11 protein-coding genes are annotated in these 15722 nt (G+C 58.0%); 7 read left to right on the top strand and 4 right to left on the bottom strand.

Annotated features, from left to right (window positions below):
• Nucleotides 1-22: 22 nt before the first annotated feature.
• Entirely contained in the window at nucleotides 23-1360 is a 1338-nt protein-coding gene (locus LBF07_RS22870; protein WP_094935259.1) for a TolC family outer membrane protein, read from the bottom strand.
• A gap of 738 nt (nucleotides 1361-2098) precedes the next feature.
• Between LBF07_RS22870 and LBF07_RS22865 the strand changes: the two genes are divergently transcribed.
• Together LBF07_RS22865 and LBF07_RS22860 are read left to right on the top strand one after the other, a co-directional pair.
• Nucleotides 2099-2842 carry a DeoR/GlpR family DNA-binding transcription regulator gene (locus tag LBF07_RS22865; RefSeq protein ID WP_047061832.1) on the top strand — a complete coding sequence of 248 codons (744 nt, stop codon included), beginning with the start codon at nucleotides 2099-2101 and terminating at the stop codon, nucleotides 2840-2842.
• Between the two features lie 13 nt (nucleotides 2843-2855).
• Nucleotides 2856-3923, top strand: a complete 1068-nt coding sequence (locus LBF07_RS22860; RefSeq protein ID WP_094935258.1) for an oxidoreductase — start codon at nucleotides 2856-2858, stop codon at nucleotides 3921-3923.
• Between the two features lie 44 nt (nucleotides 3924-3967).
• On the opposite strand, the gene cybB is transcribed toward LBF07_RS22860, so the two are convergent.
• A complete protein-coding gene (gene cybB / locus LBF07_RS22855) occupies nucleotides 3968-4498 on the bottom strand; it encodes a cytochrome b561 (RefSeq protein WP_094935257.1) in 531 nt (176 codons plus the stop codon).
• 190 nt (nucleotides 4499-4688) lie between these two features.
• On the opposite strand from cybB, the gene gap reads away from it, so the two are divergent.
• Nucleotides 4689-5690 carry a type I glyceraldehyde-3-phosphate dehydrogenase gene (gene gap / locus LBF07_RS22850; RefSeq protein WP_094935256.1) on the top strand — a complete coding sequence of 334 codons (1002 nt, stop codon included), beginning with the start codon at nucleotides 4689-4691 and terminating at the stop codon, nucleotides 5688-5690.
• Between the two features lie 53 nt (nucleotides 5691-5743).
• Here the strand turns inward: gap and LBF07_RS22845 are convergent, their stop codons facing one another.
• Nucleotides 5744-6538, bottom strand: a complete 795-nt coding sequence (locus LBF07_RS22845; protein ID WP_094935255.1) for a YdcF family protein — start codon at nucleotides 6536-6538, stop codon at nucleotides 5744-5746.
• Between the two features lie 203 nt (nucleotides 6539-6741).
• Between LBF07_RS22845 and LBF07_RS22840 the strand changes: the two genes are divergently transcribed.
• The 4 genes from LBF07_RS22840 to LBF07_RS22825 all read left to right on the top strand — a co-directional run bounded on the left by LBF07_RS22840 (nucleotide 6742) and on the right by LBF07_RS22825 (nucleotide 11610).
• The gene (locus LBF07_RS22840; protein WP_094935254.1) at nucleotides 6742-8394 is read left to right on the top strand and encodes an MFS transporter; all 1653 of its coding nucleotides are present in this window, start codon (nucleotides 6742-6744) and stop codon (nucleotides 8392-8394) included.
• Nucleotides 8395-8416: 22 nt separating this feature from the next.
• Nucleotides 8417-9499, top strand: a complete 1083-nt coding sequence (locus tag LBF07_RS22835; RefSeq protein ID WP_039262559.1) for an HlyD family secretion protein — start codon at nucleotides 8417-8419, stop codon at nucleotides 9497-9499.
• Nucleotides 9496-10875: an efflux transporter outer membrane subunit gene (locus LBF07_RS22830; RefSeq protein WP_094935253.1), complete on the top strand. Its 1380-nt coding sequence runs from the start codon at nucleotides 9496-9498 to the stop codon at nucleotides 10873-10875. Before LBF07_RS22835 ends, LBF07_RS22830 begins: the two co-directional genes overlap by 4 nt.
• A gap of 75 nt (nucleotides 10876-10950) precedes the next feature.
• On the top strand, nucleotides 10951-11610 hold the full coding sequence (locus tag LBF07_RS22825; RefSeq protein WP_094935252.1) for an O-methyltransferase: 660 nt from the start codon (nucleotides 10951-10953) through the stop codon (nucleotides 11608-11610).
• Between the two features lie 70 nt (nucleotides 11611-11680).
• On the opposite strand, the gene hrpA is transcribed toward LBF07_RS22825, so the two are convergent.
• On the bottom strand, nucleotides 11681-15583 hold the full coding sequence (hrpA, locus tag LBF07_RS22820) for an ATP-dependent RNA helicase HrpA (RefSeq protein WP_094935251.1): 3903 nt from the start codon (nucleotides 15581-15583) through the stop codon (nucleotides 11681-11683).
• Nucleotides 15584-15722 lie beyond the last annotated feature (139 nt).

Below are 15722 nucleotides of genomic sequence, written 5' to 3'. Positions count from 1 at the left end.
GCGCAACACTGCGCTTCTTTTATTAACTCAAGTCGGGTAATTTTGCGGCAGCGTTTTTCTCTATTCCAATAAGCGGCATTAAATTATCAACCGCGGAAGCATAATTAATTGCCGAACTCCAGCCGTCATACTCGGCGATTATTTTCGCTGAGGTGGCCTGCCAGACATCCTGCTCAACGCTGAGCAGATCGTTAATGCTCCGCTTGCTCAGGGTGTATTCATTTTTATAAACATCGCGGGCCCGCAGCGCATTTTCCAGCTGCTGCTTCCCCGCCTCCATTCGTCCCCGCGCGCCGGTCCAGTCAGCCTGCGCGACGGAGGCCTTTTGCAGGACATCGAAACGCGCCTGATCGACCTGAGAGGAGGCCATGGCCCGTGCGCCTTCCGCCTGTCGAACGCGCGCGGAAACCGCGCCCCCCTGATACAGCGGCGCGTCGATATTGAGCTGTATCTGGTCGTCCCAGTAGGAACGGTTGTCCGATTCATAACGGGTGCGCCCCCCCCTCAGGCTTAGCGTAGGCCAGTGCTGGGACTTCGCCGTTTCCACGCCATACTGAGCCGAGCGTTCCATGTTCTGCGCGGCCATCACCGCCGGTATCAGGGAATAATCGATGCGGTTGAGCGAGTCCGGCTCCACGGCAAGATTCGCGGGCACCGGCGAATAGGCCTCTGCCTGCATGCCGGTTAATACCGCAAGCCTGGCGCGCGCGCTGTTTAAGGCGGCGCGATACTGCGCGACCGTCGCCTGCATGCCGGCAATGCGCGTGCGGGTCTGAAGCTCATCGGAGGTGGAACTCACGCCCGCGTCTGCGCGAAGCTTTGCCAGCTGCTCGACGTTCTTGAGCGCCTGCACGTTATCTATTGCCGCCTGCAGCAGATCGGAATAGCGTTTGACCTCGACGTAGCTCAGCGCCGTTTTTTCCGCCACGTCCGAAAGCGTGCCCATCAGCTGATAGCGGTAGCTATCGCGCTGGGCGGAGGACTGGCTGATACTGTTATTGGTCTTGCCAAAATCGTACAGCAGCTGCGTCAGGCTCAGCCCCCAGGCGGCTGAATTCTTCAGCGACCCGCTGGAATCGGTGGTCTGGCTGTGCCCCGTACTTCCGTTCAACGATATTTGCGGCATCCAGCCGCTGCGCGCTTCATCTATTTGTGCCTGGCCAATACCTAATTGCGCGGCCTGCTGGCTAATTGACGGATCGCGATCGATCGCAAAAAGAATACTTTCTTTTAAGGTTGTGGTTGCCACCGGGGCAATACCTACCTGATTACTATTGGCGAAAGCCATATTTATGGCTAATGAAATGAATGCCAGTGCTGCTGTAAATCGGCGTAACATAGGCTTTCGTAATATCGTCATGTTATCTCCCTGACTCTGAGTGATACTCAAGCAAATACCCAAAAAGAGGTACAGATAATTAGACAAATATCTTATTTAGCTACCTTGCTGAATTTCAGGTAATACTCCCCATACCCATTTCCATCGGAGATGAGATCTGCCCGCATCTTATTTCAATTAAGAATTTACTTATTTCTTAAACTGGTTAGCAGCATAACAAAATGTGTTATACCCCACTACAGCCACAATGTTAATGTGGTGTTACAAGCAAGAAAAAATATGGGGTTTCTGGACAAAACTCTAAAAGTATCCTTTCAGATGAAACATATAAACTCTCTGTTATCTAAGGAAAATTCTTAATTCCCTCCGTGCACATTTTTGCGTTAATTTCAGCGCGAGTCAGACACAAAGATTTTCAAAGAAGTGTCAGTTTACGTAGCCAAAGGGATATATTTAAAATTAAAAACTCTTAAAAAACTAATTAAAGCAATTAAACCCTTCGTAATTTCCATTAAACAGCATTTAACACCACTCAATGGCGTTACGCTGGTTACATAACCCAAATCGTTAAATAAAACATAACAATAACATTGTGATTAACATTCAAAACGGCTTCCTTATACCCCCTTAATAAAATTTCAATAATCACCCATCTGAATTATCACGCCGCTGCACATCGTCCTGAGGACATTCCCCTTCTCTCTGCGTCAAAATGCTGTATTATGCAAGATATTGCGACATTTTGCAGGAATGTACCCCATGCACAAAACCGCTCGTCAACGCTACGTCCTGGATATCCTCAGCGAGCAAGGCCAGGCCAGCATCACCGACCTGGCTGAAAAACTGCAGGTTTCGGCGGATACCATTCGTCGGGATCTGACCGACCTGGAAAACCAGGGCCTTGCGCAGAAGAACCACGGCGGCGCCATCGCGCTCAACCTCTCCGCCATGAACCGTCAGGGCCGCAATACGCTGCTGCCGGAGACCAAACAGCGCCTGGGTAAACAGGTCGCACAGCAGGTTCCACCGGGCTCCACCCTGTTTCTGGATGCCGGAAGCACGGTGATGGCCGTCGCCACCTTTCTTCAGGGACCGCTCACCGTTATTACCCCCTCGCTGGATATCGCCCAGCATTTTAGCGACCGGGAAGACGTTGAGCTGATCCTGCTCGGCGGGAAATGGGACCACAAGCAGCGACTGTTTGCCGGCAGCGCCACGCTGTCTTTGCTGTCCCGTTATCGGGCAGATATCGCCATTCTTGGGGCGTGCGCCATTCATGCCGAACTCGGTTTGAGCGCCGGTAAAGAAGCGGATGCCGAGGTTAAACGCGCGATGCTGGACGCAAGCCACGCGCACTGGATTGTCGCCGACCACCTGAAAATTAACCGCTGCGAGCCGTATCTGGTTTCCGGGTTATCCAGCATTCAACAACTCTTTTTAGATCGTCCCTGGCCTGAGCTTGGGGACCATAGCGCACTGCAGGTTACGGTGTGCGCCAATTAACGTGGAGAAGGTCATGAGTAAAGTTCAAACAATCAACATTGCGCTGATCGGGTATGGATTTGTCGGTAAAACCTTCCATGCCCCGCTGATCCAGTCGGTGGACGGGATTAAGCTGGCCGTGGTCTCTTCTCGTGATGAAGAGAAGGTTAAACGCGATCTGCCGGACGTACAGGTGGTAGCGACACCGGAAGAGGCCATTCAGCATCCTGATATCGATCTGGTGGTGATTGCTTCCCCCAACGCCACGCACGCCCCGCTGGCGACGCTGGCCCTGAACTCGGGGAAACACGTGGTCGTGGACAAGCCTTTTACCCTCGATATGCAGGAAGCCCGCGACCTCATTGCGCTGGCGGATGAAAAGCAGCTGCTGCTCTCCGTCTTCCACAACCGCCGCTGGGACAGCGATTTCCTCGGCATTAAGCAGATTATTGAACAAGGCACGCTCGGCAAGGTTAAACACCTGGAATCGCACATCGACCGCTTCCGCCCGGAAGTGCGCGTGCGCTGGCGCGAGCAGAACGTCCCCGGGAGCGGTCTGTGGTTTGATCTGGGCCCTCACCTGATTGACCAGACGCTTCAGCTCTTTGGCCTGCCGGAGTCGGTTCAGGGGAATATCGCGACGCTGCGCGACGGCGCAGAAATTAACGACTGGGCGCACGTGGTCTTAAACTACCCGGAGCATAAGGTCATTCTGCACGCCAGCATGCTGGTTGCTGGCGGTACGGCGCGCTTTACCGTCCACGGGGACAAGGGCAGCGTGGTGAAAGCCAGAATCGACCAGCAGGAAGCGCAGCTGCTCGCAGGGGTGACCCCCGGCAGTGAAACCTGGGGCGAAGACAGCGACAGCATGGTGTTCTTTGGGGCCGACGGCGCACCGCAGACGATCCCTACCCCGAAAGGCGATCAGCGCCAGTATTACGTCAACGTACGTGATGCGCTGCTCGGGAAAATCACCAATCCTGTCCACCCTGTTGAGGCACTGGCGGTCATGGCCGTGCTGGAAGCGGCGGTGAAGTCGTCGGAGACGGGGTCAACGCAAGCGCTGGCGTTAACTGCCGAAGAGCGTGCGCTGCTGGGTTAAAAAACAAGCCGGGTGGCGCTGCGCCACCCGGCAAGCGTTAAAGACTACGAACGCTTTTTCGGCATCATGCGCAGAAGAGTATTATCTTTCCAGAAATAGTGATGCATCAGCGCCGCCGCCGCGTGCAGGCCAATCACAAAATAGCCCAGGTTCGCCAGCGTCTCGTGCCATTCTTTCAACATATCAACCAGGTCGAAATTGGACTCCGCCGCATGCGGCATCGCCAGGCCGAAAGCAAACCAGTCGCTGCCCCGGTTGTACATCATCACAATGCCAATCAGCGGCAGCGCAATAAACAGCAGATACACCACCAGGTGCCCCAGATGGGACATCCCCGTCACCATCGCTTTTGGCTTTGGCTGAATCGGCGGCGCGCGGAATTTCAGGCGAACCAGCAGACGCGTCACCATCAGCACCAGGATACTGATACCGCACGAGACGTGGATCATATTGATCGCTGGACGCGCGGTGCGCGGGAAGAAACCTTTGAACTCCATGGCGCAGTAGGCGACGATGATTAACAGAAACACCAGCCAGTGGATGCCGATTTGCAGGCTTGTATATTTATTGCGCATGTGATTTCCCGATTAAAAAACAGTTATCGCGCCAACATAATCTCCTTTCCTTAAAAATTCATTAACTTTTCTGTATGGTTTTTCAAATACTTCCTCCCGCATGAAGCATCTTCAATTGCCGCCCTGCCCGTGATGGTCTAAGCCTGGATGAGTTCAAACTGTCGCATCGACACGTTTACAGGAGAACACCATGAGTAAAATTGGCATTAACGGCTTTGGACGCATTGGGCGCCTTGTACTGCGTCGCCTTCTTGAAACCCAGGACAGCAATACCGTCGTCGCCATCAACGACCTCACCTCACCGAAAGTGCTGGCCTACCTGCTCAGGCATGATTCCAACTACGGTGGCTTCCCGTGGAGCGTCGATTTCACCGAGGATGCGCTGATTGTCGACGGTAAAACCATTGCGGTGTACGCCGAAAAAGAGGCGAAGCACATTCCGTGGAAAGCCGCAGGCGTGGATATCGTCGTGGAGTGCACCGGCTTTTATACCTCTGAAGAGAAATCACGGGCGCACCTGGACGCCGGCGCGAAGAAAGTGCTGATCTCTGCGCCTGCGGGCGAGATGAAAACCATCGTCTACAGCGTGAATGACGACACCATTGACGCCAGTGACACCATTATTTCCGTCGCATCCTGCACCACCAACTGCCTCGCCCCGCTGGCGAAAGCCCTGAACGATGCGTTTGAAATAAAAGTGGGCACCATGACCACCATTCATGCCTATACCGGTACGCAGGCGCTGGTGGATGGCCCGCGCGGAAAAGACCTTCGCGCCTCGCGGGCGGCGGCAGAGAATATCATTCCCCACACCACCGGTGCGGCAAAGGCCATCGGTCTGGTGATCCCTGCGCTCAGCGGCAAGCTGAAGGGCCACGCGCAGCGCGTGCCGGTAAAGACGGGTTCAGTAACCGAGCTGGTGGCGATTCTGGGCAAGAAAGTGACCGTTGAGGAGATCAACACCGCGCTGAAAAAGGCGACGCAGGGCAATAAATCGTTCGGGTATACCGACGAAGAGATTGTGTCGTCCGATGTGATTGGCTCGCATTATGGTTCGGTGTTTGACGCCACGCAGACGGAGGTGTCAGAAGCGGGAGAGCTGCAGCTGGTGAAAGCGGTAGCGTGGTATGACAACGAGTACGGTTTTGTGACGCAGCTGGTGCGGACGCTGGATAAGTTTGCGGCGCTGTGATTTTCCCCTCACCCTAACCCTCTCCCCAATGGGGCGAGGGAATGGTTCCGTGCTTAGATTATTTTACGCGCCCCCTTCAGAACCGGGTCCTGCTGTAACTGTCCCCATGCGGCAATCACAGCATCCGGGAATTCAACGTGCGCGATAAAATCCCGCCCGGCCGGGCCATAGCCGTTAACGTCATCATACAAACGCGGCAGCTCCCCCAAAACCAGTGACAGGTAGCGGTCAACGGGCCAGAGTCCGCTATTGCCCGCGCTAAACTCCGCGCCCTCTTTGCCATTCTGCAGCGTTGGCGTAAACCCGGGATGGCTTATCCACTGCGGTGACAAGGGCTCATCCCGACATACGCGGGTAAACGTTGCCATCGTACGGCGCTGCATCGTCGGGTCCTGTACCACCAGCACCCGCCCGGTCGCTCGCTGATGCTGTTTCAGCATGTTCCAGCTAAAACGCGCGTTCTCACCGCAGTTGGTGGATTGATCCTCAATCCACAGGCGCGTCTCGGGGATCTGCCAGAACTCCCGCGCAATGTCGGCAAGAATGCTCGCTTCCGCCCGCCCTTCGACGGGCAAGGTGTGATAACGCGGATGACTGCCGATAGCGGCATATAAAAACGCGGTTGAATGACCAATACCGCCGCTAATCAGGAGCGGGATGTCTCTCTGCGCGGCAATACGGCAGGCCGTATCAATGGTCGGGATCACCGCGTTCCCTGCCAGGATCACCACATCGACGTCCGGGGGCTGGCGGCTGTCGCTCAGGTCGTCCTGCGCCAGCCATTCACCGACAGTATTGATGGCCGCCAGCGTGGCATCCGGCAGGATGGGAAAATGGGGCTGTTCCATGATGAACTCCTTCTCTCTATCCCTTCAGGGTAGCGACTTCAGGTTCTCAACACAACGGCGACATCGGGCCGCTCTTTTTCCTTAAACTTCCCTTCTACATTTGATTAACATGCGTAAATCATATTCACTTGAATTATCATTTGCGGCAGACGTAGAATCGCTAGCCCGCTAATTATTCAACTATTTCTAAGGTAAACGACGTTATGCGCCTGCCCGAACGCGACCCTTATGCTCCTCGCGAGTGGCAGCCACATGAGAAACCCGCCCTGCTGGGTTCGCCTTCCACACCCGAGCACAGTACGCCAAAACGCATTGCCTACGGCGTCGTTGGCCTGCTGGTGTGCCTGACGGGAGCGCTGGGAAATGCGGTGGTGACCGCCAACCTGCAAAACCTGCAGGGAACCTTCGGGGCCTGGTCGACCGAAATCGCCTGGCTTCCCGCGGTCTACGTCATGACCAACATCTCCATCAACCTGCTGCTGGTCAAGTTCCGCCAGCAGTACGGTCTGCGCGCCTTCACGGAAGGTTTTCTGGTGCTGTACGTGCTGGTGACCTTTTTCCACCTGTTCGTTAACGATCTCAGCTCGGCGCTGATGGTGCGCGCCGCGCACGGGATGGTGGCCGCCGCGCTCAGCTCGCTGGGGATTTACTATCAGATCCAGGCCTGGCCTGCGAAGCACCGCCTGAAGGCGCTCACCATCGGGATTACCGGGTCGTCGCTCGCCATTCCTCTGGCCCGCCTGTTTTCCACCGAACTGCTGCAGCTGGACGAGTGGCGCGGGCTCTATTTCTTCGAGCTGGGGCTGGCGCTGATCTCCCTGGCCTGCGTGATAGCCTTAAAACTACCCCCGGGCGATCGGCGAAAGGTCTTTGAGAAGAAAGACTTCATCACCTTCTTTTTAATGGCCCCCGGAATGGCCCTGCTCTGCGCCGTGCTCTCGTTGGGCCGCCTAGACTGGTGGTTCGAGGCGCCGTGGATCGGCTGGTCGCTGGCGCTGTCGCTGGTGCTGATTGTGGCCTCCATCGTCTTTGAACATAACCGCGCCAACCCGCTGCTGAACACCCGCTGGCTGTCGAGCGGCAGCATCGTCCGTCTGGGGCTCATCATGCTGCTGATCCGTATCGTGCTGGCAGAGCAAAACACCGGGGTCATCGGCTGGCTGCAGTACGTGGGGTTACAGAACGAGCAGATGACCCACCTGGCGTGGTCCATTTTCGCCGGGATCGTCTGCGGGATTGTCACCAGTTGCCTCACGATTAAGCCGACCAAACTGGCGTGGCCAATCATCACCTCCCTGGCGCTGATGATTGTTGCCTCGCTGCTGGACAGCCAGTCCAACAACCTGACCCGGCCGGATCAGCTGATGCTGAGCCAGTTTCTGCTGGGCTTCGGCAGCGCCTTCTTCCTGGCGCCCGCCATGCTGGCCGCCATTGGCGGGGTGATCGCCGACCCGCGCAACCTGGTCAGCTTCTCGGTGATGTTCGGCATGAGTCAGAACCTCGGCGGCCTGCTGGGTTCCGCGATCCTCGGAACCTTCCAGACCTGGCGCGAGAAGTACCACTCCAGCCTGCTGGCGGACCAGCTCACCACGCTCAATCCGCTGGTCAACGAGCGTATCCAGATTTACACCCAGATGTACCGGAGCCTGATTGGCGACAGTTCGCTGCTGGGAACGCAGGCGATCACGCAGCTGCAAACGGTGACGACGCTTGAGGCGAATATTCTGGCTTACAACGATACTTATCTGCTGACGGCGGGCATCGCTGCCGCCACGCTGGTCTGGATTTTATGGCGCTTGCTGCGCCTGCGCATCACTGCCCGTATGGCGCTTAAGAACGCCACCGGCAACAAATAATTGAAATATTTCTGGAGAGTTTATGAGTCAGCAGGATGCCGCCAAAGAGCAGGCCAACACCCGCAAAAATGTGCGCATTGTTTCCGTTTTCACCGCCGCTGCCATCGGTATTGTCGGCGTGCTGGTGATCCTTTACGCGTGGCAGCTTCCGCCGTTCACCCGCCACGCGCAGTTTACCGACAACGCCTACGTGCGCGGTCAGACGACGTTTATCAGCCCCCAGGTGAATGGCTATATCACCGAGGTGAAGGTTCAGGACTTTGTGCAGGTTAAAAAAGGCGACCTGCTGCTGCAGATTGATGACCGCATCTATCGTCAGCGCGTGCATCAGGCCGAGGCACAGCTGGCGATGAAAATTGCCGCGCTCAATAACAACCTGCAGCAGCGTAAAAGCGCCGAAGCGACGATCGCCAAAAACGACGCGGCGCTGAAAAATGCCCGCGCCCAGAGCCTGAAAACCCAGGCGGATTTAAAGCGCGTGAAGGATTTGACGGCGGACGGCTCGCTTTCCATTCGCGAGCGCGACGCGGCGCTGGCCAGCGCGGCCCAGGGCAGCGCCGACATCGAGCAGGCCAAAGCCTTGCTTGAGATGTCGCGTCAGGATCTGCAGACGGTAATTGTGAACCGAGGCGCGCTGGAGGCGGATGTCGAAAATGCGAAAGCGGCGCTGGAGCTGGCGCAGATAGACCTGCAAAACACCCGCATAATCGCCCCGCGCGACGGCCAGCTCGGCCAGATTGCCGTGCGTCTCGGGGCGTACGTGACCGCCGGGACCCACCTCACCACGCTGGTTCCGCCGCAGCACTGGGTGATCGCCAATATTAAAGAGACCCAGCTCGCGGAGCTGCGCGTCGGCCAGCCTGTCAAATTCACCGTCGATGCCCTGAACAACAAAGCCTATCAGGGCCGCGTGGAGAGCATCTCGCCGGCAACCGGAGTTGAATTCAGCGCCATCACGCCGGACAACGCCACCGGCAACTTTGTCAAAATCGCCCAGCGTATTCCGGTGCGCATCGAGGTGCTCGGCAAGCCTGAGGAGTCCGCCCTGCTGCGTCCGGGCATGTCGGTGCAGGTGACCATTGATACGCGGGAGGGCAAACAATGACCCTTCGCCCGATAGCCGGTCTGGTGCTGGCGGTAATGCTCGCCGGATGCCAGTCCGTCGACGTAAAACCTGCGCAGCCGACGCTGCAAATCCCCGCCCAGTGGCGTGCTGACGCCGGCCCTGCCAGCCCGGTGGAGCAGCTCTGGTGGCGCAATTTTCATGACAACAACCTCAACCGCTACGTGGATCGGGCGCTAAAGAACAACAGCGACGTGCTGATCGCCCGCGAACGGATTAACGAGTATCAGGCGCGGGTCTTTGCGGCCGACGGCAGCCTGTTTCCGTCGCTTGATGCAGGCGTAACGGGGACCCGCGCCCGTTCGCAATCCGCCGCGACCGGGCTGCCGGTCTACGGCACGCTTTACAGAGGCAGCCTGACGGCGAGCTATGACGTTGATATCTGGGGCGTCAACCGCAGCACGGCCAGTGCCGCCGAAGCCTCGCTGGCGGCGCAAAAAGCCGCCGCTGCCGCCGCGGATTTGACCGTCGCGTCTTCCGTTGCGTCCGGGTATGTCACCCTGCTCTCGCTTGACGAACAGCTGCGGGTGACCGAATCCACGCTGAAATCGCGCGAAGAGGCATTTAACCTCGCGAAACGTCAGTTTGAGACGGGCTACAGCTCGCGTCTGGAGCTGATGCAGTCGGATTCCGAACTCCGCTCGACGCGAGCGCAGGTTCCCGTGCTGCAGCATCAGATTGCACAGCAGGAGAACGCCCTCAGCCTGCTGCTGGGAAGCAATCCCGGCGCGGTAGCGCGCAGCGAAAGCTTTGAGGCGCTAACGCCGCTGACCCTGCCGTCACAGCTGCCTTCTACGCTCCTGAACCGTCGCCCGGATATCGTTCAGGCCGAACGCCAGCTGGTTGCGGCCGACGCCTCGCTTGCCGCGTCGCGCGCGAGCCTGCTGCCGTCGATCAACCTGACCGCAACCGGATCGATACAGGATCGCACCCTGTCCGGCCTGCTGGACAACCCGCTTCAGCTCTGGAGCGTCGGGGGCAGTATTCTCGCCCCGCTGCTGAACCGCCAGGCGCTGAATGCGCAGGTTGATATTTCCCAGTCCCAGCGTAACCAGGCGCTGTACGCCTATGAAAAAACCGTGCGCAACGCGTTTGCCGAAGTGAACAACAGCCTTGATGCTATTAGGCGCTATCAGGAACAGCTGACGGAGCTGCTTGCCCAGCAGGAGGTGGCGCAGGAGACGCTGCGCATTGCGCAGAACCGCAATCGCAACGGCTACTCCTCCTATCTGGACGTGCTGGACGCGCAGCGCACGCTGTACTCGGTGCAGACCAGCGTAGTGCAGGTGAAAAATAACCTGCTGCTGGCGCAGATCGATTTGTACAGGGCGCTGGGCGGCGGCTGGAAGAGCGCGTGACCCCCCTTGCGCGCTGATGCCCTCACCCCGACCCTCTCCCACAGGGAGAGGGAGAAAAACCCAAGGAGTCAATCTATGCATCAACAATGGTCTGCAGTAGATAATTACATGATTTCTTCGCTAATCCCTGACGATGACGTGCTTCATCAGGTACTGGAAAACAATAAACGCGCCGGGCTACCCGAACACGATGTTGCGGCCAATCAGGGGCAACTGCTGGCGCTGTTCGTGCGCATGACCCAGGCAAGACGCATCCTTGAGATTGGTACGCTGGGCGCCTATAGCTCAATCTGGATGGCGCGCGCCCTGCCGCCGGACGGAAAGCTGATTACGCTCGAGGCTGACCCGACGCATGCCGATGTGGCCCGCCAGAATATTCACCTCGCGGGGCTGAACGATCGCATTGAACTGATTGAAGGCCCGGCGCTGAGCTCACTGGAGAATTTCGGTGACGTTCCGCCGTTCGACCTGATCTTTATTGATGCCGATAAGCCAAACAATCCCGGCTATCTGGAGTGGGCGCTGCACTATTCACGTCCCGGCACGATAATCATTGGCGATAACGTGGTGCGCGATGGCGAAGTGATTAACGGGCAAAGCGACGACGCGCGCGTGCTGGGGGTGCGGCGTTTTATCGAAATGATTGGGGATAACCCGCGCCTAACCGCCACCGCGCTGCAAACGGTGGGGGTTAAGGGATGGGATGGGTTTACGCTGGCAATGGTGAACGGGTGAAAATTGTGCGGCCTGATGCCCTCACCCCGACCCTCTCCCACAGGGAGAGGGAGAAAACCGGGCAAGGATTTTAAGCGGAAATCTGCTCCATCGCCTGCAGGATACGCTTATCCGAAATCGGATACGGCGTACCGAGCTGCTGGGCAAAGAAGCTGACGCGCAGCTCCTCGATCATCCAGCGGATCGCCTGCACGTCTTCATCGTCGCGGCGCGCCGGCGGCAGCTTGTTTAACCACTGCTGCCACGCCTGCTGCACGCTCTCCACTTTCAGCATCTGCGCGCGATCGCGGTGCGGGTCGATAGCCATTTTTTCCAGACGTTTTTCAATCGCCTGCAGATAACGCAGCGTATCGCCCAGACGCTTAAAGCCGTTGCCGGTGACGAAGCCGCGATAGACCAGCCCCGCCATCTGCGCCTTCACGTCCGAGAGCCCCAGCGCCATGGTCATATCCACGCGCCCCTTCAGGCGCTTGTTGATATTGAACACGGCGGTGAGGATCTGCTCGACCTGTTTGGCTATCTCCACCACGGTGTCGTTCAGCTCCGCGCGCACCTTTTCATGAAGCTGAGCAAAGCCCTCTTCCGTCCAGACCGGACCGCCCGCCTCGTGGATCAGCTTGTCCACGCCGCAGGAGATGCAGTCGTCAATCAGATCCAGCACCTTGCCGTACGGGTTAAAGTACAGCCCGAGCTTGGCTTTGTTCGGCAGCTTCTCGTGCAAATACTTGATCGGCGACGGGATGTTGAGCAGCAGCAGGCGACGCAGCCCGCGCCACATCATCTGCTGCTGTTCCTGCGGATTATCAAACAGTTTGATCGCCACGCTGTCGCGCTCGTCCACCAGTGCAGGCCAGGCTTTGACCTTATAGTTACCGCGCTTCTGTTCGTAGCTTTCCGGAAGCTGACCAAAGCTCCAGATATGCAGCCCGCTCTGCTCGATACCGTCGTCCGCCACCGCAGAAAGCGTCTCCTGAACTTTCCCTTTCAGCGACTCTTTCAGCTCGCTCAGCGAACGTCCTTCCAGCAGCTTTTTGTTTTTATCATCCACCACGCGGAAGCTGATTTTCAGGTGATCGGGCACCTGATCCCAGTACCAGTCCTCGCGGTCGATGGTGGTGCCGGTCATGCGGCGGAATTCACGCTCCAGCGCGTCCAGCAGCGGCAGCTCCAGCGGCGTGACGCGGCCTAAAAAGGCTTCCGCATAGTTTGGCGCAGGCACAAAGTTGCGGCGCACCGGTTTCGGCAGGGATTTGATCAGCGCAATCACCAGCTCGCGGCGCAGGCCGGGGATTTGCCACTCAAACCCGCCCTCATCGACCTGGTTTAGCAGCGGCAGCGGAATATGAACGGTCACGCCATCCGCGTCGGCACCCGGTTCAAACTGATACGTCAGACGCAGCTTGAGGTTGCCCTGATGCCAGAAGTTCGGGTAGTCGAGCTTGCTGACCGACTCCGCCCCCTCTTTAATCAGCATGCTCTTTTCGAAGTTGAGCAGGTCCGGCGTCTCTTTGCTGGCCTTCTTCCACCAGCTGTCGAAGTGGCGGGCGGAGATAACATCGTGGCTGATGCGCTGGTCGTAAAACTCAAACAGCGCCTCGTCGTCCACCAGAATGTCGCGGCGGCGGGACTTGTGCTCAAGCTCCTCCACTTCGGCGCGCAGCTTCAGGTTTTCGCGGAAGAACGCATGACGCGTCTGCCAGTCCCCCTCCACCAGCGCGTGGCGGATAAACAGCTCGCGGCTGAGCGCCGGGTCAATCTGGCTGTAGTTGACCTTACGTGCGGCGACCACCGGCAGGCCGTAAACGGTCACTTTTTCGGTCGCCATCACCGCGCCCTGCGCGCGCTCCCAGTGCGGCTCGCTGTACGAGCGTTTCAGCAGGTGCTGCGCCACCGGCTCCACCCATTCCGGATCGATACGCGCGGCAATGCGCCCCCACAGGCGGCTGGTTTCCACCAGCTCGGCGACCATGGTCCATTTCGGCGGCTTCTTGAACAGGCCGGAACCGGGGAAGATGGAGAAACGGGCGTTGCGCGCGCCGGTATATTCCTGCTTTTCGGCGTCCTTCATCCCAATGTGGGACAGCAGGCCGGTCAGCAGCGCGATATGAATCTCGCGGTACTCCGCCGGCTCGCTGTTGACCGGAATGCCCAGCTCTTTCACCACCTGGCGCAGCTGGGTGTAGATATCCTGCCACTCGCGCACGCGCAGGTAGTTGAGGAAATCCACGCGGCACTGGCGGCGGAACTGGTTCGAGGAGAGCGCTTTCTGCTGCTCGCCGAGATAGTTCCACAGGTTTACGAAGGCGAGGAAGTCGGACTCTTTGTCGTGGAAGCGACGGTGCTTTTCGTCAGACGCCTGCTGCTTGTCCATCGGACGCTCGCGCGGATCCTGAATGGAGAGCGCCGAGGTAATGATCATCGCCTCGCGCACGCAGCCGTGCTTTTGCGCTTCCAGCACCATACGGGCCAGGCGCGGATCCACCGGCAGCTGGCTGAGCTGGCGGCCGAGCGGCGTCAGCTTGTAGACCGTGGCCTGCTCGTCGGTGGTGATCGCCCCGAGCTCTTCCAGCAGACGCACGCCGTCCTGAATGTTGCGTTTATCCGGCGCTTCGACGAACGGGAACGCCGCGATGTCGCCCAGCCCCAGCGCGGTCATCTGCAGGATAACGGACGCCAGGTTGGTACGCAGAATTTCCGGGTCGGTAAACTCCGGGCGCGACAGGAAATCATCTTCGGAATAGAGACGAATACAGATCCCTTCCGAGACGCGGCCGCAGCGGCCTTTACGCTGGTTAGCGGACGCCTGGGAGACCGGCTCAATCGGCAGCCGCTGGACCTTCGTGCGGTAGCTGTAGCGGCTGATGCGCGCCGTGCCCGGGTCGATCACGTATTTAATCCCCGGCACGGTCAGCGAGGTTTCCGCCACGTTGGTCGCCAGCACGATGCGTCGCCCGCCGTGCGGCTGGAATACGCGGTTCTGCTCGCTGTTTGACAGGCGCGCGTAAAGCGGCAGGATCTCCGTGTGGCGCAGGTCGCGCTTGCTGAGCGCATCGGCGGTGTCGCGGATTTCGCGCTCGCCGCTCATGAAGATCAGAATGTCGCCCGCGCTTTCGTTGCCCAGCTCGTCAACGGCGTCGAAGATAGCCTGCAGCTGGTCGCGCTCGGTATCGTCCGCCTCTTCCACAATCGGGCGATAGCGCACTTCAACCGGATACGTGCGTCCTGACACCTCGATAATCGGCGCATTGTTGAAATGCTTCGAGAAGCGCTCCGGGTCGATGGTCGCGGAGGTGATGATGATTTTCAGATCCGGGCGACGCGGCAGCAGCTCTTTCAGGTAGCCGAGCAGGAAGTCAATGTTCAGGCTGCGCTCGTGCGCTTCGTCAATGATGATGGTGTCGTACTGCATCAGCAGGCGATCCTGCTGGATTTCCGCCAGCAGAATACCGTCGGTCATCAGCTTGACCATGGTGTTATCGCTAACGTGGTCGCTGAATCGCACCTTGTAACCGATGCAGCCGCCCGGCTCCGTCTGCAGCTCTTCGGCAATACGGTTTGCCACGGTGCGCGCCGCGAGTCGACGTGGCTGGGTGTGGCCAATAAGCCCTTTTAGCCCGCGTCCCAGCTCCATACAGATTTTCGGCAGCTGGGTGGTTTTCCCCGAGCCGGTTTCCCCCGCAACAATCACCACCTGGTGGCCGCGGACGGCCTCAAGGATGTCCTGTTTTTTCTGGCTGACGGGCAGGTTTTCCGGGTAGGTAATTGCCGGACGTGCGGCTTCGCGCAGCACAACTTTCCCTGCCGCCTGTTCAATCTCTTTCGCCATCTCCTGGTAAATGGCCTGTTGTGCATCAGGATTTTTAACCTTCTTCACGCCGTGCAGACGGCGGGCAAAGCGCTGTTTATCGCGCAGCATCAGAGAATCAAGCTGTTGCAGGAGCATCGGGAAGGTTAATTTTTGTTGTTCTGTCATAGCGTTAAAGGGCAGTACACGCCCTGATAAACTCTCTTTTTAATGATTGCTATAGAGTACCACATCGACGCCTTTCGCGCCTTATTCAAAAAATTCGAACATAGGCTTCGATATATTGCGCTATCTCTGTGGCAGGATT

This window comes from Enterobacter cloacae complex sp. ECL352, assembly GCF_020149545.1.
Classification (GTDB): Bacteria; Pseudomonadota; Gammaproteobacteria; order Enterobacterales; family Enterobacteriaceae; genus Enterobacter; species Enterobacter asburiae_B.
Note: the sequence above shows the minus strand (reverse complement) of the source record. Positions and strands in the feature narration are given on the sequence as shown.

Excerpts from the sequence above, each read along its gene's own strand:
- LBF07_RS22870 (WP_094935259.1), bottom strand. The coding sequence starts at position 1,360 with ATGACGATATTACGAAAGCCTATGTTACGCCGATTTACAGCAGCACTG.
- LBF07_RS22825 (WP_094935252.1), top strand. The coding sequence starts at position 10,951 with ATGCATCAACAATGGTCTGCAGTAGATAATTACATGATTTCTTCGCTA.
- LBF07_RS22865 (WP_047061832.1), top strand. The coding sequence starts at position 2,099 with ATGCACAAAACCGCTCGTCAACGCTACGTCCTGGATATCCTCAGCGAG.
- LBF07_RS22835 (WP_039262559.1), top strand. The coding sequence starts at position 8,417 with ATGAGTCAGCAGGATGCCGCCAAAGAGCAGGCCAACACCCGCAAAAAT.
- gap (WP_094935256.1), top strand. The coding sequence starts at position 4,689 with ATGAGTAAAATTGGCATTAACGGCTTTGGACGCATTGGGCGCCTTGTA.
- LBF07_RS22860 (WP_094935258.1), top strand. The coding sequence starts at position 2,856 with ATGAGTAAAGTTCAAACAATCAACATTGCGCTGATCGGGTATGGATTT.
- cybB (WP_094935257.1), bottom strand. The coding sequence starts at position 4,498 with ATGCGCAATAAATATACAAGCCTGCAAATCGGCATCCACTGGCTGGTG.
- LBF07_RS22845 (WP_094935255.1), bottom strand. The coding sequence starts at position 6,538 with ATGGAACAGCCCCATTTTCCCATCCTGCCGGATGCCACGCTGGCGGCC.
- LBF07_RS22830 (WP_094935253.1), top strand. The coding sequence starts at position 9,496 with ATGACCCTTCGCCCGATAGCCGGTCTGGTGCTGGCGGTAATGCTCGCC.
- LBF07_RS22840 (WP_094935254.1), top strand. The coding sequence starts at position 6,742 with ATGCGCCTGCCCGAACGCGACCCTTATGCTCCTCGCGAGTGGCAGCCA.
- hrpA (WP_094935251.1), bottom strand. The coding sequence starts at position 15,583 with ATGACAGAACAACAAAAATTAACCTTCCCGATGCTCCTGCAACAGCTT.